The organism is Georgenia sp. Z1344, from assembly GCF_049856295.1.
Classification (GTDB): domain Bacteria; phylum Actinomycetota; class Actinomycetes; order Actinomycetales; family Actinomycetaceae; genus JB111.
Window position 1 is genome coordinate 217,910 of the sequence record NZ_JBNDMZ010000007.1, and the last position, 26,219, is coordinate 244,128.

The following is a 26,219-nucleotide window of genomic DNA, read 5'->3' on the forward strand; positions in this document are numbered from 1 at the left end:
CACCACCGTCAGGTCCCGGAGACGGGCACCGGCGACGAGGGCCGGTGTTCGGCGTCGGAGGGGCTGGTCGCAGCACCGTTCGACGCCGATCCGTTCACGACGTCGCCGCCGTGGTGCACGCCGGCCGTGGCGGGCGAGTCGGGAATGCCCACGACGTCGGACACCCCGCCGTCGGACCCGGTCTCCGCCCCCTCGGCACCAGCACCCTCAGCACGAGCATCGGCATCCCCCGGCGACCGCACGGACTCGATCGCCCAGTACACCGCCTCCGGCGTGGCCGGGCTCGCCAGCTTGACCTCGGTGCCCGGCTCGCCGAACGCCGCGACGGCGGTGCGCAGCGCCTCGCGCACCGCGAAGGCGAGCAGCAGCGGCGGCTCGCCGACGGCCTTCGAGCCGTAGACGACGCCGGTCTCCTCCGCCCGCTCGAGGAAGTGGACGTTGAGCTCCTCCGGCATCTCCGAGAAGCTCGGCAGCTTGTAGGTGCTCGCCGCCTGGGTGGCGAGGCGCCCGCGCCGCTCGGTGTCGGACTGGTCCCAGACGAGCTCCTCCTGGGTCAGCCAGCCGACACCCTGGACGTACCCGCCCTCGACCTGCCCGACGTCGACGAGCGGCGAGAGGCTGTCCCCGACGTCGTGGACGATGTCGGTGCGCAGGAACCGGTAGGCACCCGTGAAGCCGTCGACCTCGACCTCGGACACCGCGACGCCGTAGGCGAAGTAGCGGAACGGCTCGCCCTGGAACGTCTTGGCGTTCCAGTGCAGCCCGGGCGTGCGGAAGTACCCGGCGGCGAACAGCGGCACCCGCTGGAAGTAGGCCTTGTGCGCGAGCTGAGCGAACGTCAGCTCGGCGTCCGCGCGCCCGAGCGCGGTCACGGTGCCCCCGGAGAACCTCACGTCCTCGGGGTGGCAGTTGAACTCCCGCGCCGCCACGTCGGCCATGTTGCCGCGGATCTGGTCGCAGGCGTTCTTCACGGCGCCGCCGTTGAGGTCGGCGCCGGTGCTGGCCGCCGTCGCGGACGTGTTGGGCACCTTGTCGGTCCGGGTGGGCGCGAGCCGCACGTCCGCGAGCTCGACCCCGAGGGCCGTGGCCGCGACCTGCCGCATCTTCGTGTGCAGGCCCTGCCCCATCTCCGTGCCGCCGTGGTTGATGAGGACGGACCCGTCCTTGTACACGTGCACGAGCGCGCCGGCCTGGTTGAACGCCGTGAGGTTGAACGAGATGCCGAACTTCACGGGCGTCATCGCGATCGCCCGCTTCGTGTGCCGGTGGCTCGCGTTGAACTCCTCGACCCGGCGCGTGCGCTCGGCGTGGTCCGACGAGTCGAGCGCCTGCTGCCACAGCGCCTCGAGCCGCTCCGCGTGCCGCACGGGCATGAGGTACGGCGTCGAGTCGCCCGGCCGGTAGAAGTTCCGCCGGCGCAGCTCACCCGGCTCGATGCCGAGCAGGGGTGCGCACCGCCCGAGGATGTCCTCCATCACGAGTGCGCCCTGCGGGCCGCCGAACCCGCGGAAGGCCGTGTTCGACGTCTTGTGCGTCTGGGCGATCCGGCCGCGGATCCGCGCGTCGGGGATGAAGTACGCGTTGTCGATGTGGCACAGCGCGCGGGCGAGGACGGGCTCGGACAGGTCGAGCGACCAGCCGCCGTCGGCCGTCAGGGTGGCGTCGAGACCGACGATCCGTCCGTCGTCGTCGAACCCGATCTCCCACGAGGCGTGGAAGCCGTGCCGCTTGCCGGTCATCGTCAGGTCCTGGGTGCGGTTGTAGCGCACGCGGACCGGCCGACCCGTGAGGACGGCACCGAGGGCGGCGACCGCGGCCGGCCCGTTCGCCTGCGCCTCCTTGCCGCCGAACCCGCCGCCCATCCGCAGGCTCTGCACGGTCACCGCGTGGTTGTGGAGCCCGAGGACGTGGGCGATGATCTCCTGCGTCTCAGAGGGGTGCTGGGTCGAGGACTGGACGAAGACCTGTCCGCCCTCGTCGACCGTGGCCAGCGCCGCCTGGGTCTCGAGGTAGAAGTGCTCCTGGCCGGCGAACTCGAACTCGCCGGAGAACCGGTGGGTGGCGCCCGCGAGCGCGGAGGAGGCGTCGCCCCGGTCGATCATCGGCTGCGAGCCCTGGAAGGACTCCTGCTCGATGGCCTCCGTGAGGGTGAGGATCGACGGCAGCGGCTCGTACTCGACCTCGACGGCCTCGGCACCGAGCCGGGCGGCCTCGAGGCTCTCGCCGAGCACCCACGCCACCGCGTGGCCGTACTGCATGACCTCCGGCGGGAACAGCGGCTCGTCGGCCTTGGTCCCGGCGTCGTTGACGCCGGGGACGTCCGCGGAGGTGAGCACGCGGACGACGCCCTCCACGTCGTACGCCGGCTCCGGCCGCAGCGACACGATGCGCGCGTGGGCGTGCGGCGCCTGGACCGGCCAGGCGTGGAGGACCCCCAGGGTCCGCACCGTGAGGTCGTCGGTGTACAGGGCGGTGCCCGTGACGTGCAGGCCGGCGCTCTCGTGCGGGACGCTGCGTCCGACGATCGGGTTGACGGGACGCTCGGACAGGGCGCTCATCGGGCCACCTCCAGGACCTCGGACGGGCTGTTCTCCACGTAGAAGCGGCACAGGGCCTGACCGAGCATCGCGCTGCGGTAGCGCGAGCTCGCCCGGTGGTCGTCCATCGGGGTGCCCTCGCCGGACATGACCTCGGCGGCCGCGGACACGGTCTCCTCGGTCCACGGGCGGCCGCGCAGGGCCTCCTCGGTGGCGAGCGCGCGCACCGGCGTGGCGGCGATCCCGCCGACGCCGATGCGGATGTCGGCCACGACCCCGTCCTCGATCCGGGCGGCGATCGCGACGGCCACGCTCGAGATGTCGTCGAACCGGCGCTTGGCGATCTTGTAGAACGCGGTGGTCGGGGCGAGCGGCAGCGGGATCCGCACCGCCCTGATGATCTCGCCGGGCTCGCGCACCGTCTGGCGGTAGCCCGTGAAGTACCCCGCGAGGTCGACCTCCCGCTCGCCGTCGCGCGAGGCGAGGACGAGGGAGGCGCCGAGCGCGAGCAGCGCCGGCGGTGCGTCGCCGATGGGCGAGCCTGTGCCGAGGTTGCCGCCGAACGTGGCGCCGTTGCGGATCAGGCGCGAGGCGAACTGCGGGAACAGCTCGGCGAGCAGGGGGATCTCGCCGTCGAGCGTGCGCTCGATCTCCGAGAGCGTGAGCGCGGCGCCGATCTCGACGTGGTCCTCGGCGCGCGTGAGGGTGCGCAGCTCGGGCAGGCGGTCGATCGCCAGCAGCACCGGCGGACGCGTGTGCCGGATGTTGAGCTCGACACCGAGGTCGGTCGCACCAGCGACGATCTGCGCGTCGGGCTGCTCGGCGAGGCGGTCGAGGAGCTCCGCGAGGGTGGCGGGGCGGACGAACTCCGCCTCGCCGTGCGCGTAGGAGGTGGGGCGGGCGTCCGGACCGGCGGACTCGGCGCGACGTGCCAGCGGGTCCTCGGGGGCCGGGGAGCCCAGCGCGTACGCGGCGTCCCGGATCGGGCGGTAGCCGGTGCAACGACAGAGGTTGCCGGACAGGGAGTGGAGGTCGAAGCCGTTCGGGCCGACCTCGTGCGCGTGGGCGTCGCTCGCGTCGACGTCGAGGACCGAGGTGTCGACCACCGTGGAGGCACCCTCAGGCGTCGCGTCGGTGACGGTGCCGTCCGGGCTGGCGGTGCCGTCCGGGCTCGCGGTGCCGTCCGGGCTGGCGGTGCCGTCCGGGACGACGGCCCCCGACGACGACACCCCCGCCCGCTCGGGCCGGTAGTACTCCGCCGCCATCGAGCAGATGAAGCCGGGCGTGCAGTAGCCGCACTGGGAACCGCCGCGGTCGGCCATCTCGCGCTGGACGGGGTGGAGGTCCTCCACCGCGCAGGCCCCGGGCGCCGTGCCGAAGCCCTCGCTCGTGACGATCTCCTGGCCGTCGAAGGCGAGGGCCGGGGGCAGGCAGGCGTTGACGGAGGTCCACCGCGACCGCCCCTCGCCGTCGGGCCGTGCCACGAGGACCGCGCAGGCGCCGCACTCACCCTCGGCGCAGCCCTCCTTGGCGCCGGTCAGCCCGAGCGAGCGCAACCAGTCGAGGAGGTTCGTGTGGACGGGGGCACCGGAGATCTCCCGGTCCTCACCGTTGACGTTCACCGTGATGCGGGCCATTGCTCACTTCCCTGTCGAGCTCGACGTGCAGTCGTGGGGCGGTTCGCGCGTCCCCGACCCCTTGGGTCGATGCGTCCACCGTCCGGGCCCCCACGGCAACCCCGGCGTGTGCGGACATTCTACGCGGAGACTCCGCGGTCGGGCAATATTTCGGAAGAGTTCTCTCGCATCGTGAAGTTCACGACGACGACAGCCGGTTGCTCAGCTCCCGCGATAGGTCGAGTAGGCGAACGGGCTGAGCAGGCACGGCACGTGATAGTGGTCGCGCCCCTCATCGACGAAGAAGTCGATCGTCACCGACGGGTAGAAGGTCTCGACGCCCTGGGCGCGGAAGTACTCGCCGGTGGCGAAGGTGATCCGGTAGGTGCCGGGGTCGATCACCTCGGGGCCGAGGTCGCGGATGCGGCCGTCGGAGTTCGTGGTGCCGGCGGCGACCTCGGTCGCGGTCTCGGCCCCGGCGGCACCCGAGGCGCCGTCGCCCTCGATGCGCGAGAGACGGACGGCGATGCCGGCGGCGGGGATGCCGGTGACGGCGTCGAGGACGTGGGTGGTGACGTGCGAGGTCATGCGAGCTCTCCCTTGAGACGAAGGACGGCGATCTCCCGCAGCTGCTCGGCGCAGACGCGGCGTTCGGTGGCGGGGTCGTTGGTCAGGCGCTGCTCGAGGGCGGCGAGGATCTCCTCGGCGTCCCGGCCGGCGGCGCGGATGAGGAAGACGTGGCCGAACCGCTCCTCGTAGGCGAGGTTGCCGGCGCGCAGGCGCTCGGCCACCGAGGCGTCGGAGCCGTCGACGCCCGCCTGCTCGCGGGCCGAGTGCGCGGCGTCCGGGTCGTCGCCCGTGGCGCGCTCCCCGATGCGCGGGTGGCGGGCGAGGGCGCCGTCCACCTCCTCGTCGGTCCACGGGTCGGCGGCGGTCTCCGCGGCGCGGACGACGTCCTCGACGCCGGCGTAGGGGCGGCCGGCGACGATCTCGTCGGCCCAGCGCGGCACCCGCACGGCGGCGAGCAGGATCTCGCGCGCGGCGTCCGCGTCCTCGTTGAATCGCGTGAGTGCGGTGGTCATGCGGCACCTTCTGATAGTTTCGGATCGCGGAACAGAACTTCCAGATGACGAACGTAGAAGGCGCGCTCGCCGCCTGTCAACATCCTCCCCGACGGGGCGATCGGGCGCAGGGCGATCGGGCGCGAGGTGCACGTGCCGAGGCCACGCTGCCACGCACCCGCACTGCCGCGCACCCGACCATGGAAGCATCGAGACCGAGCCCGACGACGGAAGGACCCGACGATGACCGACCAGACCCGCAGGCCCGCCCCCACCTACTGGGCGACGCACGGCGGCCACCCGCCGCAGACCGACCTGCTCACCGACCGCGCGATGTTCCGCGAGGCGTACGCGGTCATCCCGCGCGGCACGCAGATGGACATCGTCACCTCGAACCTGCCGCACTGGCGCGGCACCCGGCTGTGGGTGCTCGCGCGGCCGCTCACCGGTTTCGCGGAGACGTTCTCCCAGTACCTCGTCGAGGTCTCCCCCGGCGGCGGCTCGGACCGCCCCGAGGACGACCCGGGCGCCGAGGCCGTCCTCTTCGTCATGGAGGGCGAGCTGGAGCTGACGCTGGGCGAGGACGCGACTCCGCACCACCTCACGGCCGGCTCCTACGTCTTCCTCGCCCCCGGCGAGACCTGGACCCTGGCCAACGACGGCGACGAGCCGGCCCGCTTCATGTGGATCCGCAAGGCCTACCAGCGGGTCGACGGGATCGAGCCGCCCGCCTCGTTCGTGACGAACGAGCGCGACGTCGACCCCACCCCGATGCCGGACACCGAGGGCCGCTGGGCCACCACGCGGTTCGTCGACCCGACCGACGTCCGCCACGACATGCACGTGACGATCGTGACGTTCCAGCCGGGCGGGATCATTCCGTTCGCGGAGACCCACGTGATGGAGCACGGGCTCTACGTCCTCGAGGGTCAGGCCGTCTACCGGCTCAACGAGGACTGGGTCGAGGTCCAGGCCGGCGACTTCATGTGGCTGCGCGCCTTCTGCCCGCAGGCCTGCTACGCCGGCGGCCCCGCCCCGTTCCGCTACCTGCTCTACAAGGACGTCAACCGGCACGCGCCGCTCTTCCTGGGCGGGATGCACCGGTAGGTCGCCGGCGTCCGGGAGGCGCCGGGCGGTCGCCGGCGACCACCTGTCGCCGGCGCGACCTCGAGGTCAGGCGTCGCCCCGCCGGAGCAGTCGACCGTGCGGGGTGTCGCCGACCTCGTCGCCGCGCAGGAAGGTGCGGCGGACGACGCCGGTGAGCTCGCGGCCGTCGTAGGCGGAGATCGGGTTGCGGTGGCGCAGCTCCTTGGCGACCACGGTGAAGGAGTCGTCCGGCGCGAGGACGGCCAGGTCGGCGTCGTACCCGACGCCGATGCGCCCCTTCCGGGCCAGGCCCACCCGCGCGGCGGGCCGGGCCGACATCCACTCGACGACCCGCTCGAGCGGGATCCCGCGGCGGCGCGCCTCGGTCCACACGATCGGCAGCTCGAGCTGCACGGAGGAGATCCCGCCCCACGCGACGGCGAAGTCGCCGTGCTCGAGGTCCTTGAGCTCGACCGTCGAGGGCGAGTGGTCGCTCGCGACGTAGTCGATCGTCCCGTCGAGGAGGCCCTCCCACAGCAGGTCGCGGTTGGCATCCTCCCGGATCGGCGGGCAGCACTTGAACGCGGTGGCGCCGTCGGCGATGTCCTCCGCGTTGAGCGCGAGGTAGTGGGGGCAGGTCTCGGCGGAGATGTCGACCCCGTCCGCCTTGGCGCTGCGCAGCATCGGCAGGGCGTCCGAGGAGGACAGGTGGAGGACGTGGCTGCGTGCGCCGGCCCAGCGGGTGCGCTCGATGAGCTGCGCGATCGCGAGGTTCTCGGCCCCGCGAGGCCGCGAGTCGAGGAACTTCTTGTACGTGGCGCCCTCGGCCTGGGGCGCGCGGCCGATCGAGCGGTCGTCCTCGGCGTGGACGATCATCATCCCGCCGAACGAGGCGAGCTCGCCCAGGTAGTCCTCGAGCTCGTCGGCCTCGAGGTGGGGGAACTCGTCCACCCCGGAGCCGGACAGGAAGCACTTGAAGCCGAACACGCCGTCCTCGTGCAGCTCGCGCAGGTCGGCCCGGTTGCCGGGGACCGCGCCGCCCCAGAGCCCGACGTCGACGAACGCCTGCGGCTCCGCGACCAACCGCTTGTACTCCAGCGCCGGCCGGTTGACGGTCGAGGGGATCGAGTTGAGCGGCATGTCGACGATCGTCGTCACGCCGCCGGCCGCGGCCGCGCGGGTCGCGCTGGCGAAGCCCTCCCACTCGGTGCGGCCGGGCTCGTTGACGTGCACGTGGGCGTCGACGAGGCCGCTGATCAGCACCTCGTCCTCGGCGAGCTCGACCACGCGGTCGCCGGTCAGGCCGGCTCCGAGGGGCTCGACGGCGACGATCGACCCGTCGCGCACGCCGATCTCCCGCGGGGCGAACCCGTCCTCGCCGAGGACCCGGCCGCCGCGCAGCACGAGGTCGAACGCGCCGTCCTCGCGGGTACGCACAGCGTCACCGGCAGGCGCAGCGTCACCGGCACCCGCGGGCACGGGCCGTTCGTCGTCGTCGGGCAGGCCGTGCTCCGTGCGGAAGGCGCGGATCTGCTCCCGGATGCGCGCGGGGTCGTTGACGTCGGCCACGACGGCGCCGGGGCCGTGGGTCGGGACGTCGCTCTGCTCGCTCATCGGATCTCCTTCGATCGGTGGGGGCAGCCGCCCTCCGGCCGTTCCGCGACCCGTTGCCGCGTCGCCGCCACTCCCTCGCCACGATTCCACTTGGCGAGAGACAGATTCTGCACACCGGAAGCCTACGGCGGTGGTCGAGTAACGGTCAACGACTCACGACACCTCGCGCGACTACCCTCGGCCTGCTGCCTGAGACACGGTCGCACAGTCGACGCACCGCCACGCAGCCTTACCGTCACACAGCCACACCGCCACGCAGCCCGAGGAGAACCATGACGAACGACGCCGGCACGGCGAGCCACGGCGGCCAGGGCAGCGGCGGCCAGCTTGCGCGGTTCGTCGTCGACCCGGCCGAGCACCGGTCGAAGGTGCGCAAGCAGTGGCTGGCGCTGCTCGGCTTCTCGGTGCTCGCCGTCATCTGCATCGGCGGGCTGCTGTCCGGCGAGGTCACGCGACGGCTGTTCATGATCGTCCTGCTGGGGATCGTCGGCGTGCTCGGCGCCGGCGGCGCGATCTGGCGGCTGATCAGGCTCCGCGCCGAGCGGCGCACGGGCGACGACGCGATCGACCTCGTCGTCACCGAGAACGAGCTCGTCGGGCCGGGCGGGCTCGCGATCCCCTGGTACGAGGTGGCGGGCGTCGAGATGTCGGCGTCGACCCCGGTGACCGCGCAGGGGACGCGGGACGCCGAGCGGTCCGCCGCGCTCGTGCGGATCCTGCTCACCGACCCACGATCCACCCTCGAGCGCACCACCACTCCCCTGCAGGCCGCCGCCGTCCGCACGAGCGAGGGGGCGCCGCACGTGCGGGTCGAGCTGGGCGAGCGGTCGGCCGCCGACGTCGCGCTCCTGCGCGCGGTCCTCGACGCCGAGCTGGCCCCGCGCGGCCAGCGGGTGACCGAGGTCAGGGGCTGAGCAGAATCAGCTGCTGAGCGCTGGGGGCACTACCAGGTCAGCGTCCGCAGCCCAGGGAAACCGGTGACGGCGCGGTCCACGGACACCAGCACGAGATTCTCCGTCATCGCCTGAGCGACGAGGAGGCGGTCGAACGGGTCGCGATGGGCCCAGTCGAGACGGCCCGCAAGGAGCGCGGCATCGGTCTCGAGCGGGAGCTCGGTCGCCCCGATCTCGGCGACACGCGGTGACCAGCCGGCGAGGAGACCCTCCGCCTCCGTGAGTCGCCCGAGCCGATGCTTCGTCGACACCTCCATGGCCGACACCGCCGAGACGACGAGCCCCGATCCTCGATCGGCCAGCGCGTCGCGCACGTGTTCAGGCACACGGTGCGGTGCCGCGAGGAGCCACAGCAGGACGTGCGTGTCGAGGAGATGGTTCACTCCCACGCGGCCAGCTCACTCTCCGGGAGCGGCTCGTCGACGTCGTCCGGTACGTCGAAGGACATCGTGCCGAAGGTGCGAGGCGGCGCCCCGTCGACGGCGACCAACCGGGCCACGGGCACGCCGGCCCGGGCGATGACGACATCCTCACCCCGGCTCGCTCGCACCAGGAGCTCGGAGAGTCGGGTCTTCGCCTCCTGCACGTTCGCCATCTCGGTCATGACGCCATGATACTCCTGGTCTGGTCAACCTGACCAGACCAGAGGAGCCGCGGCCGGACATGACGGGCAGAACGGCCCGCCGCGAGCCGGATGACGACGTCGGACGATCCCTAGGGTCGTGGGTATGCAGCCGCTCGTGCCCACGTCCCGTCCGCTGTCCCCCGCCGAGCTCGTCGACTGGATCGACCACCGCGACCAGATCCACACCGAGCAGCTCGGCCAGGAGTACGCCCTGGCGACGACGTCGGGCACGCTCCTCGTCACCGGCACCGCTCCCGAGCACGGGCCCCTCGTCGTCCGGGCCGACCGGAGCGGCGTCAGCGTCGGCGACCACCGGTGGGCGGCCGCGGACATCCGGGCGGCCCTCGTCCACGCGCCGGGCCTGCTGAGCGCGGACGAGGAGCGGGCCGCGCGCGAGGAGCTGGTCGCACGGACCCCGTACGCGAGCCACCCGATGGTCGCGAAGGCGATGCTCGCCCGGACCGACGCCACACGGGAGGTCGGCGCCCGCATCCTGCTCGACGTCGCTCCCGGCCCCGTCGTCATCGAGCTCGAGGGCGTCCTCGCCTTCCAGGTGGCGCGCCTCCACGGGGCGTTGTGGCTGGCCCGCGGTGCGGACGCGGAGGCGGACATCGCGTGGGGGCCGTCTGACGTCGACACCGACCCGTGGCCCGAGCCGCTGCAGGAGTTCCTCGCCGCGGGCGGGGACCTCGCCGCGGTCGACCCTCCCGCACGTCCCCGGACGGAGGCGCCACTCCGTCTGCCGGTCGTCGGCGAGCCCGACGCGCTGCGCCCCGAGGAGTCGGCGGGCTACGCGCGCTACCGCCTCGGCCTCCTCGGGACTCCGCCCACCACCGATCTCCTGCGCGTGACGGAGACGATCGAGGAGGCACCGCCCAAGGGCCGTCGCGGACTACGCGGACTGTTCGGATCCTCCAGCCGGCAGGTCGAGAAGGAGCGGACCTTGCGCGCCGGTCCGGACGGGGTCGAGATCGACGGCGAGCACCACGGGTGGGACGCGGTCTCCCGGCTCATGGTCCGCATCGGCGAGCTCCGGCTCGCCGACACCTGGACCGGATTCCTCCGCGAGCTACGCCATCTGCTGCCCGACGCGAGCAACCAGTACCTCTCCGAGGTGCTCCTCCTGTCCGGTGGGTCGCACCACCTGGTCGACGGCGAGATCGAGCTCGACGCCGGGGGCGGGCCTCGGACCCTGACGCTGGCCGGTGAGCGGGTGTTCCAGCTCGCGTCCTGGCTGCCGGTGGTGCGCGCGGCCGCGCGGGACCACGGGGTCGACGCCGACTGGGAGCTGCCGGCCTGGTACGTGCGGGACTAGAGGCGATCCACTACGCCCGCCCGGCGCGGGCCGCCAGCGCCCCGACCGCCTCGCCCCACGCGGTGATCTGCTGCTCGGCGGACAGCTCCCGCGCCGCGGCGTCTGAGCCTGCCTTCCACCGCGCCACCTCGGCCGGGTCGAGCCGATCGAGGAGCGCGACGAGGTCGGTCTCCTCGTAGCCGGCCGTCACGGCGCCGAGCCTGTGCTCGCGGACGAGGCCCGCCATCTCGGGGTTGGGGCCGACGACGATCCCGAGGCGCGCCTGGACGAAGTCGAAGAACTTGTTCGGCAGCGTCCACTCGAGGTTGAAGGTCACGGGCGGCACGAGGAAGAGGCCGACGTCGTAGCCGGCGAGTGTCTCGACAAGCTCGTCGGCGGGCACGGCGTCGTGCAGCGTGACCTTCTCGGAGGCGTCGGCGAGCGCCGCGATCTCCGCGAGGTAGGTGGGGTCGGACGGCATGAGGTAGAGGTCGAGCGTGGCCCCCGACGTCGAGGCCTCGACGGCCCGCACCATCACCTCGAGCGCGCGCACGCGCGTCGCTCCCCCGGAATGGACGAGGCGCACGGGCTCGCCGACCGGCGTCGGGCTCGCGTCCCGGAACGGGGCGGCGTTGACGACCACCCCCGCCCGCACCCCGTACTCACGCTCGTACTCGCGCGCCAACCCCGCACCCACCGTCGTCACGGAGTCGCACAGCGGCAGGAAGGTCCGGACGAGCCACCGGTAGTAGGGCGCGACGAAGAGCCGCCACCGCGGCGAGGCCTCGTGCTGGCGCGGCGCGTACTCGTGGAGGTCGGCGTGCACGCCGCCGCGCGGGTGCAGCCCGAGGGCCAGGGGCACGGTGTCGGCGTCGTTGGCGACGACGACGTCGAACTGCCCCACCGGCAGCACCTCCCGCAGGTACGCGTTGACGGCGTTGTCCCGGTAGACCGCGGCGAACCGGCGCTGCATGAGCAGGAGCCGGTCCTTGTGCCAGGCGACGAGCTCGTCGGGGATCTGCACGTGCTCGACCACGCCGTCGGGAGCCGGCCCGTAGCCGACCGAGGTGACGTCGTGGTCGCGCGCGAGGAGCCGGATCTGGCGCAGCAGCCGGGCGTCCGAGGTGAGGATCGAGTACGAGATGACGAGCACCGAGGGGCGGGAGGTCGGTGCGTCGGCGGCGTGCGTCATGGCGCCCATGCTCCCACCCGCGGCCCCCGTCGCCCGGCACACTGTCCGTATGAGCCCCAGCCTGCGCGACGTCATGGCCGCCGGCGTGCGGCGCCTGCCCGACGAGCGGCGGGAAGCCGTCGAACGGCGGCTGTTCGCCCGCGAGCTTCGTGCGGCCGGCGAGCTCGTGCCCTACCTGCCGGACGACCGCACCGCGGGACTGCTCGTCGGCCCGACGAACACGGCGGGCCAGGGCTACCTGTGGGCGCGGGCCGTCGAGGAGCACCTGGGCGGCGTGGCCGCGCGCTCGGTCACCCTCGAGCGTCCCGGCGGCGTCGACCGCTTCTCCTACCCGACCGATGTCGCCCTGCCGCTCGCCCTGCGCCCGGGCCGGGCGGCGTGGCGCGACGGGGTGCTCGCGCGGTTCAGCCACGCCCTGTTCGAGACGGGCTACTCCCCGACGACGATGACCACGGCGGTGGCGGACCGTGACGAGATCGAGCGGTACCGGGCGGCGGGCGTGACACCGGGCGTCGTGTTCCACGGCTCCGAGATCCGCGACCCCGACCGGCACGCCGAGCTCTACCCGACGAGCCCCTACCGGGACGCCGTGCGAGTCGACGACGCCGCGCGCGAGCGGATCCGGGCCGCCCAGCGGCTCCTCGAGGTCGAGGGCCTGCCGGCGTTCGTCACGACCCCCGACCAGCTCGACCTCGCGCCGGGGGCCACGCTGCTGCCGATCGTCGTCGACGTCGAGGGGTTCGCAGCGCCCCACACGGTGCCGGCGCTCGGGCACGAGCGGCCGATCGTCCTGCACGCGCCGTCGAACCCGGCGCTCAAGGGGACGGCCGTCATCGAGCCGGTGCTCGAGGCGCTCGACGCCGAGGGGCGGATCACCTACCGGCGGCTCGAGGACGTCCCGCACGAGCGGATGACGGAGTTCGTCGCCGGCGCAGACGTCGTCGTCGACCAGATCCTGCTCGGCGCCGTCGGTGTGCTGGCGGCGGAGGCCATGGCAGCGGGGCGTCTCGTCGTCGGGCACGTGCACGAGCGGGTACGCGCGCGGCTCGACGGCGACCTGCCCGTCGTCGACGCGACCCCGGAGACGTTCGCGCACGTGATGGACGAGATCCTCACCGACCGCGACCGGTTCGCCGAGATTGCGGTTCGTGGGCCGGACTGGGCGCGCACGCACCACGACGGGCGGGCCTCGGCGGCGGCTCTGGCGCCGTTCCTCGGGGTCGCGGAGATCTAGCTCGTCAGCAGCTTCTCGATCGCGTCGCCCCACTTCTCGACCTCGGCCTCGGCGGCGAGCTCGCGGGCTGCGGCGTGGCTCGCGGACTTCCATCCGGCCACCGTCTCCTTGTCCAGCGTGGCGAGCGTGGCCTCGATGTCGTCGACCTCGAAGCCGCCGGTGACCGCGCCCAGCCCGTTCTCCCGCACGACCGACGCCATCTCCGGGCTCGGGCCCGTGACGATGCCCAGGCGCGCCTGGACGTAGTCGAAGATCTTGTTCGGCAGCGTCCACTCGAGGTTGAACGTCACGGGCGGCACCACGAAGATGCCGACGTCATTGCGGTGCAGGACGCCGACGAGCTCCTCGTACGGCACGGGCTCGTGCACGCGGACGTTCTCGGTGGCCGCGGCCTGCGCCTGCAGGTCGGCGAAGTAGTCCTTGTAGACCGGTACCACGTAGAGGTCGAGCTCGACGCTCCCGGGCAGGCGCCCCGCCGCCTCGATCGTGCGTTCGAGGTACCGCCGGGGCATGGCAGCGCCGGAGTGGACGATCCTGATGCGCTCGCCGACCTCACCGGGCTCGAGCTCGTGGAACGGGGTCGCGTTGGCGACGACGCCGACCGGGACATCGACGATCGTCCCGTACTCGCGGGCGAGGCCTCCGGACACGGTCGTCACCGAGCGGGCGCGCGTCAGGTACCGGCGGCACAGCCAGAGGTAGTACGGGCCGATCCTGCGCCGCCAGGCCTCGTCCTCCTCGTGCCACCGGGGGAAGTACTCGTGCATGTCCGCGTGGATGCCGAACCGCGGCTTGAGCGACACCGCGACAGGCAGGGCGTCGGCGTCGTTGGCCAGGACGGCGTCGAAGGTGCGGCCCTTGAGCTGCCGGCGAGCGCCGCGCATGGCGGGCTGCTGCCAGTAGGCCAGCCGGTAGATGCGGGTCGTGATGATCCGCCCGTCGAGCTTGCGCGGGAGCGAGCCGTCGAGCTCGATGTGCTCGACCACGCCGTCGGGCGTGGGCCCGTACCCACAGGTCGTCACGTCGTACCGGTCCGCGAAGTACCGCACCTGCTTGATCACCCGCGGGTCGGTGGCGATCTTCGAGAAGGACAGGATGAGCAGCGAGCGGCGGTCGGTCATGCGCCGACCATATGGGCGATCGGCCGTCCCCAGCCTTCCAGTGCCCGCTCCGCGGCGAGCTCGGTCGCGGCCGTGTGCGCGGCCGACTTCCACCGTTCGACCCGCTCGGCCTCGAGGGCACGGAGCGTGGCGGCGACGTCGTCGACCTCGAAGGTGTCCGTGACGTCCCCGAGCTCATGCTCCCGCACGACCTGCGCCATCTCGGGCGACGGCCCGACGACGATCCCGAGCCGCGCCTGGACGTAGTCGAAGATCTTGTTCGGCAGCGCGTGCTCGTGGTTGAAGCCGGTGGCAGGCAGGACGTAGAGACCGACGTCGTAGCCGTTGAGCGTGTCGATGAGGCTCTCGTAGGGCACCGGGTCGAGCACGCGGACGTTCGACGTCGTCGCCGCGAGGGCCTGGAGCTCGTCGAAGCATGCCGGGTCGTGCTTGACGAGGTAGAGGTCGAGCGTGACGGCGTCGGCGGCCTTGCCCGCAGCCTCGATCATCCGGTCGAGGTGCCGGCGCCGGATCGAGGCGCCCGAGTGGACGACCCGGATCGGGGTGGCCACGGGCGTCGGTGAGAGGTCGTGGAACGGGGTCGCGTTGGTGACGACGCCGACGTCGGCACCGGTCAGTTCCGTGTACGCGCGGGCGATGCCGCCGGACACGGTCGTCACCGCGGCCGCGCGCGGCAGGTACCGCCGGCAGAGGTAGCGGTAGTAGGGACCGATGCGCTTCCGCCACAGCGGGTCGTCCTCGCGCCACCGCGGGAAGAACTCGTGCATGTCCGCGTGCACGCCACCCCGGGGTTTCAGCCCGAGCGCGACCGGCACGGCCTCGATGTCGTTCGCGAGCACCGCGTCGAACTCGCGACCGGACAGCAGCGAGCGCGCGGTCCGCATCCCGTTCTGCCGCCAGAGCGCGGCCCGGTAGGCGCGCAGCGTGATGAGCCGCCCGTCGAGCTTGTTCGTCCGGCCGGCCGGGAGCTCGACGTGGTCGGCGACGCCCTCGGGCGCCGGGCCGTACCCGCAGGTCGTCACCTCGTAGCGGTCGGTGAGGTACCGGACCTGCTTGAGGACGCGGGGATCGGTGGCGATCGAGGAGAACGAGAGGATGAGCAGCCGGGCCGCCTGAGTCATGGGCGGGATTCTTCCATCCGGCGGCCGCTGCCCTACGCCAGCCCGGCGAGGTTGGCCTGGTGCGCGAACTCGGGGTGCGCAGCGACGACCTCCTCGAACGTGCCGCGCGCGGCGATCGTGCCGCCGCTCATGAAGCACACCTCGTCGGCGTGGCGGATCGTCGAGAGGCGGTGGGCGACGGTGACGACGGTGACCTCGCCGTGCAGCTCGCGCAGCGCGTGCGTGACGGCCTCCTCGGTCGCCGTGTCGAGCGCCGAGGTGGCCTCGTCCATGACGAGGACGAGCGGGTCGGTGTAGAGGGCCCGGGCGATGCCGAGCCGCTGCCGCTGACCGCCCGAGAAGGCGAGGCCGCGCTCGCCGACGAGGGTGTCGAGCCCGCCGCGCTCGTCGACGGCGTCGAGCAGCTGGGCGCGCCGCAGGCAGTCGCGCACCCGGTCCTCGTCGATCGTCGAGCCCCAGGCGAGCGCGACGTTCTGCGCGATCGACCCGTTGAACAGCGAGACGTCCTGGGGGACGTAGCCCACGCGGGAGCGCCAGTCGGCCAGGACGTCGTCGAGGTCCTGGTCCCCGATCCGCATGATGCCGTCCTGCGGGACGAGCAGCCCGAGGAGGATGTCGACGAGCGTGGACTTCCCGGCGCCCGACGAGCCGGCGAGCGCCACGTGGGTGCCCATGCGGACGGTGAGGTCGATGTCGTGGACGGCGGGCGTCTGCGAGGTGGGGTAGGTGAAGCCGACTCCCTCGAGCACGAGCTCCGTCGGCTCCCCGACGATCGGCTCGCGGCCCACGGTCTCGGCGTCGCGGATGAACTTCTCGGAGGCACGGATGTCGTAGATGACCCGCTTCGCGTGCGGGAGCGTGGTCGAGGTCTGCGTGAGGATCGCCTGCATGCGCGTGATCGCGGGGATCATCCGGAACCCCGCGACGCCGAACATCGCCACCGCGGCGAACGCCTCGGTCGCCCCGCCCTGCCAGTAGCCCACGCCTCCGACGAGCACGAACCCGCCGATGAGCGCCACCTCGAGCACGTACTTCGGCGCCTGTCCGAGGAACTGGCTGTTGGAGCGCGCGCGGACGGCGTGCTTGCGGTTGTCCCACACGACGTCGGCGACCTCGGAGGTCTTGTCCCGCAGGACGATCTCCTTGAGCGTGGCCACCATCTCGGTCATCAGGCGGGCGGTCTTGAGCGAGTAGTCCCGGTTGACGCGGCCGGCCACGAGGGCCTTCGGGTTGACCACGAGGTAGAGGAGCGCGGCGAGCGCCCCGAGGTAGACGACCGTGATCGCAGCGATCATCGGCTCGGCGACGACGAGGACGAGCAGCACCGCGAGCGTCGTGGCGATCTCGGTCGGCAGGCTCGCGACCGGCAGCAGCAGGCCGGAGGTGGTGTTGGCGATCCCGACGTCGGCCATGCGGACGAGCTCGGCGGAGTTGCGCGAGAGTCGGTCGGTCCACGGCGAGTGGAGGTAGGCGCGGAAGAGCCGGTCCCCGATCTCCATCTCGTACTCGGCGAACTTCCGGGTGGCCACCCAGCGCATGGCGAGCGAGGCGATCGACTTCGTGCAGATGAGCGCGCACACCGCGAGGAGGACCCAGATGTACTGGTCGATGCTGATCTCGCCGATGAGCGGGAGGCTGACGGGCTGGCCGGACACCATCGGGGCCATGACCAGCGCGAGGATGCCGAGGGCCACGACGTCGAGGAGCGCGAGCAGCGCCGTCACCGTCGAGTACACGAGGAGGTAGCGGCGGGCGCCGTCGGGGAGCATCGGCAGCAGCGTCCGCGTCGTCCTCAGAAGGTCCTTCACCCGTGCTCCTGCTGCTCGTCGTCCGGGCGCCGGGGCGTCCGTGGGGCGCGCCGACCGGCGCGTGCCGTTCATCGTGCCACGCGGCCCCACACCCGGGACGGCCGCACGCCGGTGGGGTCGCACACCCGTTTCCGGGCGCTCTCCCTATCCTTGCCGGGTGCGTCCACACCTCCTCTACGTCGCCTGGGGCTTCCCGCCGTGCCGGGGTTCCGGCGTCTACCGGGCCCTCGCGACCGCCAACGCCTTCGCCGAGGCCGGGTGGGACGTCACCGTCCTCACCGCGCCGCGGGAGCTGTTCACCGAGCTGTTCGGGGCCGACCTCTCGCTCGAGCGGCGCGTGCACCCGGCGATCGAGGTGCTGCGGGTCAAGCAGGAGCTCGCGCACATCGAGACCGACCTCGCCGGGTACTCGCGGGCGCGCGTGGCCTCCGAGCCGGGCTGGTTCTCGGCGTTCATGCGGTCGAGCGAGCTGAGCTTCCCCGAGCGCGTCTACGGCGGGTGGGCCGCGAACCTGCGCGCCGCCGCCGAGCAGGTCCACGAGCGCCACCCGGTCGACCTCGTGCTCGGCACGTCGAACCCGCACGTCGACTTCGTCCCCGGGCAGCACCTCGCCCGGCGCGCCGACGTGCCCTACGTCCTCGACTACCGCGACGGCTGGGCCCTCGACGTGACGACGGGCCGGCGCGTGTCCGGCGAGCGCTCGCGCGCGTGGCGCACCGAGCGGGAGCTCCTGCTCGGCGCCGAGGAGGCGTGGTTCGTCAACGCCCCGATCCGCGACTGGTACGACGAGACCCTGCCGGAGGTCGCCGACCGCACGCACGTCGTGGCCAACGGGTACGACGGCGACCTCGGCGAGGCGATCGACTCCCTGCGCCCGACCTCCGCCCCCGACGACGACGCCCCCCTCACCTTCGGCTACCTCGGCACCCTGTACGGGTCGGTGCCGGTGCGCGAGCTCCTCGAGGGCTGGCGGGCGGCGCGGGCGCGGAGCGCGGACCTCGCGCGGGCGCGGCTCGTGCTGCGCGGCCACGTGGGCCACCAGGGCGCGCCCGAGGAGCGGACCCTCGCCATGCTCGCCGAGTTCGCCGGCGACGGCGTGGAGCACGGCGGTCCCGTCCCGCGCGCCGAGGTGGCGTCGGTGTACGCGGGCTTCGACGTCCTCGCGCTCCCGCTCATCCCGGGGCGGTACGTCACGAGCGGCAAGGTCTTCGAGTACGCCGCGACCGGCCTGCCGGTGGTGTCGGTGCACGGGCCGGAGTCGGCGGCGTCCTCCGTGCTCGACGGGCATCCCGCGTGGGTGCTGACGGAGTCGATGTCCGCCGACGACGTCGCGGACGCGCTCGTGGCGGGCGCTGCGCTCGCGCGCTCGGCGACCGCGGGCTCCGTGGCCGAGACCCGCGAGTGGGCCCGGCGGTACGCGCGCGAGGAGCAGCTGGCCCCTCGGGTGGCCGAGCTCGGTGAGTTCGTCGCGCGGCGGGCGGCAGAGCTCGGCCTTCCGGTGCCGGAGGTGCGGGCGCACGAGCACCCGCACGACGACGAACCCCCTGCTGCGGAGCCCGCCGGTTCTGTGCCGGCCCTCGGTGGCGGTGCCGATACCAGTGCCGGCGACGACGCACCCCGACGGTTCGTCCTCGTCGTCGGGTCCGAGGATCCGGCGGACGAGGTGCTCGCGCGGTCCGCGGGGGCCGGGGACCTGGCCGAGCGGCTGGGGAGCCCGGGGGCGCCGGCGCACGTCACGCTCGTGTGCCGCACGGCGCCGGTCGCACCGGTGGCGGGTGTCGACGTCGTGCACGTGATCGCCGAGGACCACGGGCCGCTCGCGAGGATCGCGGGCTCCGGGAGGTACCGGTCGTTCGACGCGGCCACGAGGCGCTCGGTGCCCGGGCGGCTGCTCGCCACCCTCAGCCCGGTCGACGACACCCGCACCGTGTGGCGGGCCGCCCGTGCCGACGCGACCGCGGAGTCGCTGGCCGGGCAGGCGGACGTGGCCGTCGCCGTCGACCTGCCCGCCGTGCGCACGGCGTGGGAGTGGCTGCGGCGCGGCGTCGTCGGTCGTGCGGTGCACGGCGTGGCCGCGGCCGAGAGGCTGGCGAGGCGCGAGGAGTCCGCGGCGGGCGCAGGGTCGTCGGGGTCGCGCGGGTGAGCGCGGCCCGCGGGGAGGGCGGGGAGCGCGGGGAGGGCGGGGAGCGCGCGGCGAGTCGGACGGACCAGGTGTCCCGCGGCCCGTGGACCACGCCGGGCACCCCCGGCACGCTGCCCCGGCTCGACTCGCTCACCGCCCTGCGCTGGTGGGCCGCGCTGGCGGTGTTCGCCCACCACATGACGAACTTCGCGCCGCTGCCGATCTCCGGACCGCTGCGGCTCGGGGCGCAAGGCGTCGCGTTCTTCTTCGTCCTGTCGGGCTTCGTCCTCACGTGGTCGGCCCGGCCCGGCACCCCGGTCTCGACGTTCTACTGGCGGCGGTTCGCCCGGATCTGGCCGGCGCACATGGTGGCGCTGCTGCTGGCGGTGGCGGTGTTCGTCGGGCCGCCCGCGGACGTCGAGGAGAGCTGGGTACGGCCGCTGTCCCTCGTCCTCCTGCTGTCCGTGGTGCTGCTGCACGGGTGGTCGAGCAACAACGAGGTCGTGTTCTCGGGCAACCCGGCGTCGTGGACGCTCTCGCTCGAGGCGTTCTTCTACGCGACGCACCCGTGGCTCGACCGCGTGCTCGGCCGCACCGGACGCAGGGCCGCTCTCGCGGTGCTGTTCGCGATCCCGCTCACGGCGGCGGTGCTCTACCTCGCGCGGTCCGAGATCGACGCCCTCGCCCACCTGCCGCGGCCGGTCCTCCGGCTGTGGGAGTTCTGCCTGGGCATGGCGCTCGCGCACGCCGTCCGGCTGGGGTGGCGGCCGCGGCTGCCCGTGCCCGTGGCGCTCGGGCTGCTGCTCGCCGTGTGCGCAGGGGTGTTCCTCGGGCCGCTGCGCGCCGCGGACGCGTGGGAGGCGCTCCGGCTCGGCCCGCTCACCCCGGTCGCGATCCCCGCGGTGTGCGGGGTGGTCATCCTCGCCTACGCGGTGCGGGAGCTGCGCGGTCGCGCGGACGGGTCGGGGCGCGGGGCGCCGGCCGGCTGGCTCGTGCGGCTCGGCGAGTGGAGCTTCGCCTTCTACCTCCTGCACGCCACCCTCATCTACGCCTGCCGCACGTGGTTCGGCCTCCAGCCCATGGGGTGGGCCAACCTGCTGATCTACGCGGCCGTCCTCGTGCCGTCGATCGTGGCGGCGTGGGCGCTGCACGCGTTCGTCGAGCGGCCGATCGAGAGACGGATGCGGCGGTGGAAGGACCGGCGGGACAAGGCGCGGTTGGAACAGCAGGAGCGGTAGGAGCAGGCGCGGTTCGATCAGGCGCGGTTGGAGCAGGCGAGCACGGGCTCGTCACGGTTCGCTCTCGATGCGCACCCGCCCCCCGTGCTCTCCACGTGAGGCCCGTACAGTCATCCATGACACCGATCTCCGGCCCGACAGGACGGCACGCGCGATGAGGCGACCCGGACCACGACTCGCGGCGGCGCTGCTCGCGGTCGGCGCCGCCACCGCGGTGCTGACGAGCTCGGCGGCCGCCATCCCCGACCGGCCCGACGGGATCTCGGACGCCGCCTGGGAGGACCTCCAGGCCCAGATCGCCCGCGGCGAGATCGAGCCCGGTGAGCTCGAGGACCGCATCGCAATGCAGGAGCGTGCCGCGCCGATCGTCACGGACATCGCGACCCGCCACGCGGATACGTTCGCCGTCTCCGAGCTCCGGGACGACGCCACCGCCCACCTGTACTTCACCGGCGACGTCCCCGCCGACGTCGTCGACGAGCTGGCGGCCGAGCCCGGGATCGTCGCCCACGGCGGCGCGGCGTACGACGCCGGGACCGCCGAGTCGATCGGCGTCGCCGTGCACATGGCGCTGGTCGAGCACCTCGGTGCGGGCGCCTCGACGGTGACGGACCCGGTCTCGGGCGAGATCAACGTCGAGGTGGCGTCCCAGGCGGAGGCGGACGCGATCGAGGAGCACCTGGCCTCCGGCGCGCTCGACCTCGACGGGTCCAGTCCCACTCCCCTCGACGTCGACGAGGCCGCGGTCATCGACTCGATCGTCGTCCAGGTCAGCGCGGCGGGTCGTGGGGACGACCTCGTCCTCCAGCCAGCCACCGTGGACGCCGTCGCCGGCGAGTTCTCGATCGCGACGCTGCCGGAGACCGTGCGACTGTCGTCCACGGGGACCGACGACATGTTCTACGGCCGGCTCGAGGTCGAGGACGGCTGCCTCGTCGTCGTCAGCACAGTCGGCCAGGGCCTCACGCGCCTGGCGGCGCTCCCCGAGGGCGCGGCACCCGTCACCGACGACGACGGGAACCTCGCCGTCCTGTTTCCCGACGGCGCGATTGCCGACCTGGGCACCGAGTACTCGGTGGACAAGGGCCAGATCGGAACGATCCCGGCCCTGTACGGCGCCACGACCCCGGCATTTACAGGGGGCCAGACCGAGGCAATGTTCATCAACGGCGTCGAGCTGCCCGACTGACCGGCGCACCGGCACAGTGGGGCACGTGGAGGAGGCGACTGCTCGTCGGCAGTCCTCGTCCGACCGCCCTATCCGTCCGCGCCCGACGCGGCGTAGTCGCTGCGGAACGTCCGGGCCATCTCGACGAACCGTCCGTCGCCGGTCATGAGTGCCAACGAGTCGAACTGGTTTGCTACCCCTCGGTGGTAGCTGTCCGGCTGCCAGCTCTCGTCCCGGCAGTACTGGGCCGCGCAGTAGTAGGAGATGCCGTCGGGCACGCGGTAGCGGTCGAATGTCTCGATCATGGTTGCCGCGCCGCCGTCGAACAGCTGCGCCGCGTGCGGGTCGTCCGTCGCGACGGCGTAGTCGTACAGTCCGAACATCGCGTACATGTGGCCGTTGACGACCTGGGTCGTCTCGATGCTGTCGGCCACGAACTCCTCAAACCAGATGTGGCCGTCGATGACGTGAGAGAACCACGGACCGTCGCCGGGGCGGGCAAGGAAGGTCTCGAAGGTCTCGTCCGCCGCGTCCATCCAGCGATCGTCACCGGTCTCCTCGTGCAGACGGACGAAGAGTGACAACGACTGGCCCTGCGCCATCCCGGAGTACCAGGGGGCGAGCAGCACCATTCCCTCCTCGTCACTGTTGAGGGAGTGGTCGAAGGGGTAGGGGAACCACCGGGCGCCGTCGCTCTCGACGGACCCGTCGAGCAGGTACTCGGCGTTCGCGACGGCCCGGTCGAGGTACACCTGCTCTCCGGTCGCGCGATACGACTCGAGCAGGCCGAGGCCGTAGCGTGCCAGGTCGACGGGGTGGTACCAGCGCGTGCCACGTTCCCAGGGGATCTCCCAATGGGCGACACCGTCCGCGTCGACCGGCCGATCCGGGTCGTCGAGATCGATGACCGACTCGGTGGTCCGTTCGTACGGCTCGGGACGGATCAGGCGCGGCTCGGTGCCGTTGACCTCGTAGTCCGGTTCGGGGGGGGCGCCTGCTCCACAGGCACTCAGTGCCAGCAGGCAGAGTGCGAGGATGCCGAGAAGTCCACGTCTCACCTCCTGAGGGTACGAGCCGACGACCTGGTTAGGGCGCCGTTCGGCGGCAGCCGCCTCGAGCCACCGTGGTGCGGGACATACGCCCTGCCGCGCGTGCGCCTCGGGGTCTTCCCCGCGAGGTGGATAACGCAGACACTGTCTCCACCATGAGGCCACGCTCCGCACTCACGTTCTTGGCGAGCACGAGCCTTCTCGCGGGGTGCGGCTCCGAATCGTCCGTGACATCGGCGGACGACTTCGACGTCGCCACGATCGATGCCGGCGAGGACATGTCGTTCGCAGCAGAAGACGTCCAGCTGCACAGCACGTTCGAGATCGAGGACGGCTGCGTCGTCATCGAGGGCGTCTACAACCACACTGGAGATCTGCTCGTCATCTTCCCCGAGGGTGCCGAGGCCGCGGTCGACGACGACGGAGAACCGGTCGTCCGCCTTCCCGACGACAGCCTCATCGAGATGGGCACCGAGTACCCCCTGAGGAGCGGCTGGCGAGGCAGCGTCGCCGAGCTCTACGACGATGCGCAGCCGGAATGCACGGCGGGCAACAACGACGGCATCTACGTCTACGGCGTCATCGCGGACTGAGCTCGGATCGCCCCCAGCGCGACGTCGGCCGCCGCGCGACCCGCCGCCGACGACGACGCGTTCTCGGCGACCCAGCCCGCGAGGCGTGCGGCGTCACCCGGCCCGCGCTCGCCGGTCAGGGCGGCGACCATCGCCCGTGCGACGTCGTCGGCGTCGTGCTCGACCGCCCAGCCCAACCGGCTCTCGGCGATGTCCGCGCGCGCCGGCCCCGGGCCCGCGTAGATGACCGGGACGCCGGACGCCCACGCCGCGTACGCCTTCGTGGGGTACGCGAGGTCGTAGCCGATGCCGGGGCGGATCGAGACGAGCGCCGCCCGCGCGCCCCGCTGCCACCGTGCGGCCTCGGCCTGACCGACCAGGCCGCGCAGCTCGACCGCCCCGCTCGGCAGTCGCGCGGCGAGGCGCTCGAGCTCGGGCCACGCGCTGCCCTGGCCGAGCACGACGACGCGCGCGTCCGGCACCTGCTCGAGCACCCGCGGGAGCGCACGCAGGAAGACGTCCGCGCCCTGCCACTCCGAGGCCGTGCCGGCGTAGAGGAGGTAGGGGCGGGGATCGTCGTCGTCGGGCATGGGCCCGGCCGGCGTGAACGTCTCGGTGTCCGCTCCCCCGCGCACGACGACGACGCCCCGCGCGCCCAGCTCCTCCGCCCGGGCGGCGACGTCGTCCGACACCGCGATCGTCGCCGCCGCGCCGGCCAGGACCGCCGACTCGGCGCGCCGCAGCACCTCGACGACGGCGCCGGGCGCTCCGGTGGAGGTCGCGGCGTCGGACCAGATGTCCGGGACGTAGGCGACGTACGGGCGACGCCGGATCGCCGCGACCGCGCGCACGACGAGGCCGGTGGTGGGCGGCGGCTCGACCACGTACACGTCCGGGGCGGGGTCGCGGAGGAGTCGGGCGGACAGCGGGACGTCGAACGAGAGGTAGGGGACGTAGCCGCGGAGGTAGCCGTCGGCGTCGCGCAGGACGGGGGCGCGGGAGACGCGGGTGCCCGGGTGGTCGTCGATCGTGGCGTCGGCGGGCGGGCGCGCGGTGAGGACGCGGGTGGCGGCTCCGGCCTCACGCAGGCCGCGGGCGAGGGCGGCGAGGCGGAACGACGCGGCCGCGGGCTCCGGGGACCAGATGCGGGAGGCGATGGTCACGCGCGGGCGTCGGGAGGTCACGAGGCCATTGTGACGGAGGTGGGTGGGGCGGAGGTGCGCCGAAGGGACGGTCAAGGCGCCGAACAGTCGGTCGAGGTGCCGAACAGTCGGTCGAGGTGCCGAGTGGACCCCCGCCCCCTGTGTGTCAGCCTGGGTGTGAGTCGATCGAGGAGGTCGATGTTGGCACGTCTGCGCACTCCGCAGGAGAAGGCTGAGTTCGTGGCCGAGTACCTGGTTGTCGAGCACGGTCAGAAGTTGGCATGGCTCGCAGAGAGGGGGATCGACTCGCGAACGATGAGTCGTTGGCGTAAGGCGTTCTTCTTTGGCGATCTGGATGCCGAGCTGATTCCCAGGGACACTTCCTTGATGGATGTCGCTGGTGGAGCCAAGTTCAAACAGCTCGAGGTCCAGCTCGCGGCGGAGAAGGCTGCGCGGGAGGCCGATCGGCGGGAACACGCCGCTGAGATCGAGCGACTCCAGGAGGTCAACGATGCGCTGGGAAAAGCTATCGGGCTCTTGCACGACCGCGCCGGCGAGCAGCAGGAGCCCAAGGACGAGAGCTGAACCCAACCACCGGCTCGGGTACGGCGACGGGCGGTTCGGACTTCATCGCGTTCGAGAACGAGCTGGTCGCTGAGATCAAGAGCTATGGGACCAGTCAGCGCGCCACCTTGGAACTGCTCGGGATCAGTCGCGCGACGTGGCACTACCGCCGCCATCCCCGCGACCGGGTGCCCGGTCCGGTTCCGCAGGCACGGCGGGACTATCCCAACCGGGTCACCGACGCCGAGCGGGAGCAGATCCTGGGACTGATCGCCCAGGGGTTCGCCGTCGGTCGCGGCGTGTACTCGTCGTGGCACGACGCGTTGGACGCGGGCGATCCGATCGCCTCGCTCAGGACGTGGCACCGGCTCGCCGCTGCTCATCTGGGGCCGCAACGGCCCAGCCGGCCCCGGCGCCGGCGGCGGGCCAGCGCGATGCCGCAGTTCCGAGCCACCGCGCCCAACCAGGTCTGGTGCTGGGACATCACCAAGCTCGCGGGCAAGTACCACGGGCAGTGGCTCAGTCTCTATCTCGTCATCGACGTCTTCTCGCGCCTGGTCGTGGGCTGGCGGGTTGAACAGGGCGAGGACGATGACCTGGCCCGAGCGATGTTCGAGACCGCGTTCGACGCGCAGGGCACGCACCCGCAGATCGTGCACTCCGATGGCGGCCCGTCGATGATGTCCGACACCCTGTCCGACCTCTACCGCGAGCTGGGCATTACCCGCTCACGTAACCGGCCCCGGGTCTCCAACGACAATCCGTACGCCGAATCATGGTTCAAGACAGCGAAGTACCAGTCCCGCTATCCCGGCTGGTTCCACGACATGGCCCATGCTCGTCGCTGGGCCACGACCGTGATCACCGACTACAACACCACTCACCGGCACACGTCGCTCGAGGGCCACACACCGCAGAGCGTCCATGACGGCAGCTGGCGCACTGTCCATCACCAGCGACAGTCCACTCTCGAAGACCTGGCCGCCCGCCACCCCGAGCGCTACCCCCGCACCCCCCGAATCAGAGCACCGTTAGCGAACGTCACTCTCAACACCGAACAATCAACCCAACGACTCCAAACAGGTTGACACCTTCCGGCCGT

At 72.6% G+C, this 26,219-nt stretch carries 23 protein-coding genes; 10 read left to right on the top strand and 13 right to left on the bottom strand.

From position 1 onward, the window contains the following. Positions 1-8: 8 nt before the first annotated feature. From xdhB to uraD, 4 genes are all read right to left on the bottom strand, one after another. Entirely contained in the window at positions 9-2,558 is a 2,550-nt protein-coding gene (xdhB, locus tag ACPYO6_RS09640; protein WP_425714642.1) for a xanthine dehydrogenase molybdopterin binding subunit, read from the bottom strand. Continuing rightward, on the bottom strand, positions 2,555-4,174 hold the full coding sequence (locus ACPYO6_RS09645) for a xanthine dehydrogenase small subunit (RefSeq protein WP_425714643.1): 1,620 nt from the start codon (positions 4,172-4,174) through the stop codon (positions 2,555-2,557). Before ACPYO6_RS09645 ends, xdhB begins: the two co-directional genes overlap by 4 nt. Before the next feature lie 201 nt (positions 4,175-4,375). Then, the gene (gene uraH / locus ACPYO6_RS09650) at positions 4,376-4,741 is read right to left on the bottom strand and encodes a hydroxyisourate hydrolase (protein WP_425714644.1); all 366 of its coding nucleotides are present in this window, start codon (positions 4,739-4,741) and stop codon (positions 4,376-4,378) included. After that, positions 4,738-5,235, bottom strand: coding sequence for a 2-oxo-4-hydroxy-4-carboxy-5-ureidoimidazoline decarboxylase (gene uraD, locus ACPYO6_RS09655; RefSeq protein ID WP_425714645.1), 498 nt, complete (start codon positions 5,233-5,235; stop codon positions 4,738-4,740). The genes uraH and uraD overlap by 4 nt, the downstream gene beginning before the upstream one ends. A gap of 222 nt (positions 5,236-5,457) precedes the next feature. Between uraD and ACPYO6_RS09660 the strand changes: the two genes are divergently transcribed. Beyond that, entirely contained in the window at positions 5,458-6,321 is an 864-nt protein-coding gene (locus tag ACPYO6_RS09660; RefSeq protein WP_425714646.1) for a bifunctional allantoicase/(S)-ureidoglycine aminohydrolase, read from the top strand. Positions 6,322-6,387: 66 nt separating this feature from the next. Here the strand turns inward: ACPYO6_RS09660 and allB are convergent, their stop codons facing one another. Beyond that, on the bottom strand, positions 6,388-7,914 hold the full coding sequence (gene allB, locus ACPYO6_RS09665) for an allantoinase AllB (RefSeq protein ID WP_425714647.1): 1,527 nt from the start codon (positions 7,912-7,914) through the stop codon (positions 6,388-6,390). Between the two features lie 272 nt (positions 7,915-8,186). On the opposite strand from allB, the gene ACPYO6_RS09670 reads away from it, so the two are divergent. Then, complete coding sequence (locus ACPYO6_RS09670) at positions 8,187-8,828, top strand: hypothetical protein (RefSeq protein ID WP_425714648.1); 642 nt, start codon at positions 8,187-8,189, stop codon at positions 8,826-8,828. Between the two features lie 29 nt (positions 8,829-8,857). Here ACPYO6_RS09670 and ACPYO6_RS09675 read toward each other — a convergent pair whose 3' ends face one another. Then, positions 8,858-9,256 carry a type II toxin-antitoxin system VapC family toxin gene (locus ACPYO6_RS09675; RefSeq protein WP_425714649.1) on the bottom strand — a complete coding sequence of 133 codons (399 nt, stop codon included), beginning with the start codon at positions 9,254-9,256 and terminating at the stop codon, positions 8,858-8,860. After that, positions 9,247-9,471, bottom strand: coding sequence for a type II toxin-antitoxin system Phd/YefM family antitoxin (locus tag ACPYO6_RS09680; RefSeq protein WP_425714650.1), 225 nt, complete (start codon positions 9,469-9,471; stop codon positions 9,247-9,249). The genes ACPYO6_RS09675 and ACPYO6_RS09680 overlap by 10 nt, the downstream gene beginning before the upstream one ends. A gap of 124 nt (positions 9,472-9,595) precedes the next feature. Here ACPYO6_RS09680 and ACPYO6_RS09685 point away from each other — a divergent pair, with 124 nt between their 5' ends. Continuing rightward, positions 9,596-10,807, top strand: a complete 1,212-nt coding sequence (locus tag ACPYO6_RS09685) for a hypothetical protein (RefSeq protein ID WP_425714651.1) — start codon at positions 9,596-9,598, stop codon at positions 10,805-10,807. 10 nt (positions 10,808-10,817) lie between these two features. Here the strand turns inward: ACPYO6_RS09685 and ACPYO6_RS09690 are convergent, their stop codons facing one another. Continuing rightward, the gene (locus tag ACPYO6_RS09690; RefSeq protein ID WP_425714652.1) at positions 10,818-11,978 is read right to left on the bottom strand and encodes a glycosyltransferase family 1 protein; all 1,161 of its coding nucleotides are present in this window, start codon (positions 11,976-11,978) and stop codon (positions 10,818-10,820) included. A 49-nt stretch (positions 11,979-12,027) separates the two neighbouring features. Between ACPYO6_RS09690 and ACPYO6_RS09695 the strand changes: the two genes are divergently transcribed. After that, positions 12,028-13,212 carry a glycosyltransferase gene (locus tag ACPYO6_RS09695; protein WP_425714653.1) on the top strand — a complete coding sequence of 395 codons (1,185 nt, stop codon included), beginning with the start codon at positions 12,028-12,030 and terminating at the stop codon, positions 13,210-13,212. Here ACPYO6_RS09695 and ACPYO6_RS09700 read toward each other — a convergent pair. Genes ACPYO6_RS09700 through ACPYO6_RS09710 form a run of 3 tightly spaced genes read right to left on the bottom strand, consistent with a single transcriptional unit; the run spans position 13,209 to position 17,262 of the window. Further along, on the bottom strand, positions 13,209-14,333 hold the full coding sequence (locus ACPYO6_RS09700) for a glycosyltransferase family 1 protein (protein ID WP_425714654.1): 1,125 nt from the start codon (positions 14,331-14,333) through the stop codon (positions 13,209-13,211). The two genes, ACPYO6_RS09695 and ACPYO6_RS09700, sit on opposite strands and share 4 nt — an antisense overlap. After that, complete coding sequence (locus tag ACPYO6_RS09705) at positions 14,330-15,454, bottom strand: glycosyltransferase family 1 protein (protein ID WP_425714655.1); 1,125 nt, start codon at positions 15,452-15,454, stop codon at positions 14,330-14,332. Before ACPYO6_RS09705 ends, ACPYO6_RS09700 begins: the two co-directional genes overlap by 4 nt. 32 nt (positions 15,455-15,486) lie before the next feature. Then, positions 15,487-17,262, bottom strand: a complete 1,776-nt coding sequence (locus ACPYO6_RS09710) for an ABC transporter ATP-binding protein (RefSeq protein ID WP_425714656.1) — start codon at positions 17,260-17,262, stop codon at positions 15,487-15,489. Between the two features lie 157 nt (positions 17,263-17,419). Between ACPYO6_RS09710 and ACPYO6_RS09715 the strand changes: the two genes are divergently transcribed. From ACPYO6_RS09715 to ACPYO6_RS09725, 3 genes are all read left to right on the top strand, one after another. Beyond that, entirely contained in the window at positions 17,420-19,405 is a 1,986-nt protein-coding gene (locus ACPYO6_RS09715; protein WP_425714657.1) for a glycosyltransferase, read from the top strand. Next, positions 19,402-20,622, top strand: coding sequence for an acyltransferase family protein (locus ACPYO6_RS09720; protein WP_425714658.1), 1,221 nt, complete (start codon positions 19,402-19,404; stop codon positions 20,620-20,622). Before ACPYO6_RS09715 ends, ACPYO6_RS09720 begins: the two co-directional genes overlap by 4 nt. 154 nt (positions 20,623-20,776) lie before the next feature. Further along, entirely contained in the window at positions 20,777-21,811 is a 1,035-nt protein-coding gene (locus ACPYO6_RS09725; RefSeq protein ID WP_425714659.1) for a hypothetical protein, read from the top strand. 68 nt (positions 21,812-21,879) lie between these two features. Here the strand turns inward: ACPYO6_RS09725 and ACPYO6_RS09730 are convergent, their stop codons facing one another. After that, complete coding sequence (locus ACPYO6_RS09730) at positions 21,880-22,848, bottom strand: D-glucuronyl C5-epimerase family protein (RefSeq protein WP_425714660.1); 969 nt, start codon at positions 22,846-22,848, stop codon at positions 21,880-21,882. Between the two features lie 218 nt (positions 22,849-23,066). Here ACPYO6_RS09730 and ACPYO6_RS09735 point away from each other — a divergent pair, with 218 nt between their 5' ends. After that, a complete protein-coding gene (locus tag ACPYO6_RS09735; protein ID WP_425714661.1) occupies positions 23,067-23,432 on the top strand; it encodes a hypothetical protein in 366 nt (121 codons plus the stop codon). On the opposite strand, the gene ACPYO6_RS09740 is transcribed toward ACPYO6_RS09735, so the two are convergent. Beyond that, complete coding sequence (locus ACPYO6_RS09740) at positions 23,411-24,595, bottom strand: glycosyltransferase (protein WP_425714662.1); 1,185 nt, start codon at positions 24,593-24,595, stop codon at positions 23,411-23,413. The two genes, ACPYO6_RS09735 and ACPYO6_RS09740, sit on opposite strands and share 22 nt — an antisense overlap. 156 nt (positions 24,596-24,751) lie before the next feature. Here ACPYO6_RS09740 and ACPYO6_RS09745 point away from each other — a divergent pair, with 156 nt between their 5' ends. Then, positions 24,752-25,138 carry a hypothetical protein gene (locus ACPYO6_RS09745; RefSeq protein ID WP_425713778.1) on the top strand — a complete coding sequence of 129 codons (387 nt, stop codon included), beginning with the start codon at positions 24,752-24,754 and terminating at the stop codon, positions 25,136-25,138. Between the two features lie 74 nt (positions 25,139-25,212). Beyond that, on the top strand, positions 25,213-26,205 hold the full coding sequence (locus ACPYO6_RS09750) for an IS3 family transposase (protein ID WP_425713788.1): 993 nt from the start codon (positions 25,213-25,215) through the stop codon (positions 26,203-26,205). Positions 26,206-26,219 lie beyond the last annotated feature (14 nt).

Excerpts from the sequence above, each read along its gene's own strand:
- xdhB (WP_425714642.1), bottom strand. The coding sequence starts at position 2,558 with ATGAGCGCCCTGTCCGAGCGTCCCGTCAACCCGATCGTCGGACGCAGC.
- ACPYO6_RS09645 (WP_425714643.1), bottom strand. The coding sequence starts at position 4,174 with ATGGCCCGCATCACGGTGAACGTCAACGGTGAGGACCGGGAGATCTCC.
- uraH (WP_425714644.1), bottom strand. The coding sequence starts at position 4,741 with ATGACCTCGCACGTCACCACCCACGTCCTCGACGCCGTCACCGGCATC.
- uraD (WP_425714645.1), bottom strand. The coding sequence starts at position 5,235 with ATGACCACCGCACTCACGCGATTCAACGAGGACGCGGACGCCGCGCGC.
- ACPYO6_RS09660 (WP_425714646.1), top strand. The coding sequence starts at position 5,458 with ATGACCGACCAGACCCGCAGGCCCGCCCCCACCTACTGGGCGACGCAC.
- allB (WP_425714647.1), bottom strand. The coding sequence starts at position 7,914 with ATGAGCGAGCAGAGCGACGTCCCGACCCACGGCCCCGGCGCCGTCGTG.
- ACPYO6_RS09670 (WP_425714648.1), top strand. The coding sequence starts at position 8,187 with ATGACGAACGACGCCGGCACGGCGAGCCACGGCGGCCAGGGCAGCGGC.
- ACPYO6_RS09680 (WP_425714650.1), bottom strand. The coding sequence starts at position 9,471 with ATGACCGAGATGGCGAACGTGCAGGAGGCGAAGACCCGACTCTCCGAG.
- ACPYO6_RS09685 (WP_425714651.1), top strand. The coding sequence starts at position 9,596 with ATGCAGCCGCTCGTGCCCACGTCCCGTCCGCTGTCCCCCGCCGAGCTC.
- ACPYO6_RS09690 (WP_425714652.1), bottom strand. The coding sequence starts at position 11,978 with ATGACGCACGCCGCCGACGCACCGACCTCCCGCCCCTCGGTGCTCGTC.
- ACPYO6_RS09695 (WP_425714653.1), top strand. The coding sequence starts at position 12,028 with ATGAGCCCCAGCCTGCGCGACGTCATGGCCGCCGGCGTGCGGCGCCTG.
- ACPYO6_RS09700 (WP_425714654.1), bottom strand. The coding sequence starts at position 14,333 with ATGACCGACCGCCGCTCGCTGCTCATCCTGTCCTTCTCGAAGATCGCC.
- ACPYO6_RS09705 (WP_425714655.1), bottom strand. The coding sequence starts at position 15,454 with ATGACTCAGGCGGCCCGGCTGCTCATCCTCTCGTTCTCCTCGATCGCC.
- ACPYO6_RS09725 (WP_425714659.1), top strand. The coding sequence starts at position 20,777 with ATGAGGCGACCCGGACCACGACTCGCGGCGGCGCTGCTCGCGGTCGGC.
- ACPYO6_RS09745 (WP_425713778.1), top strand. The coding sequence starts at position 24,752 with ATGTTGGCACGTCTGCGCACTCCGCAGGAGAAGGCTGAGTTCGTGGCC.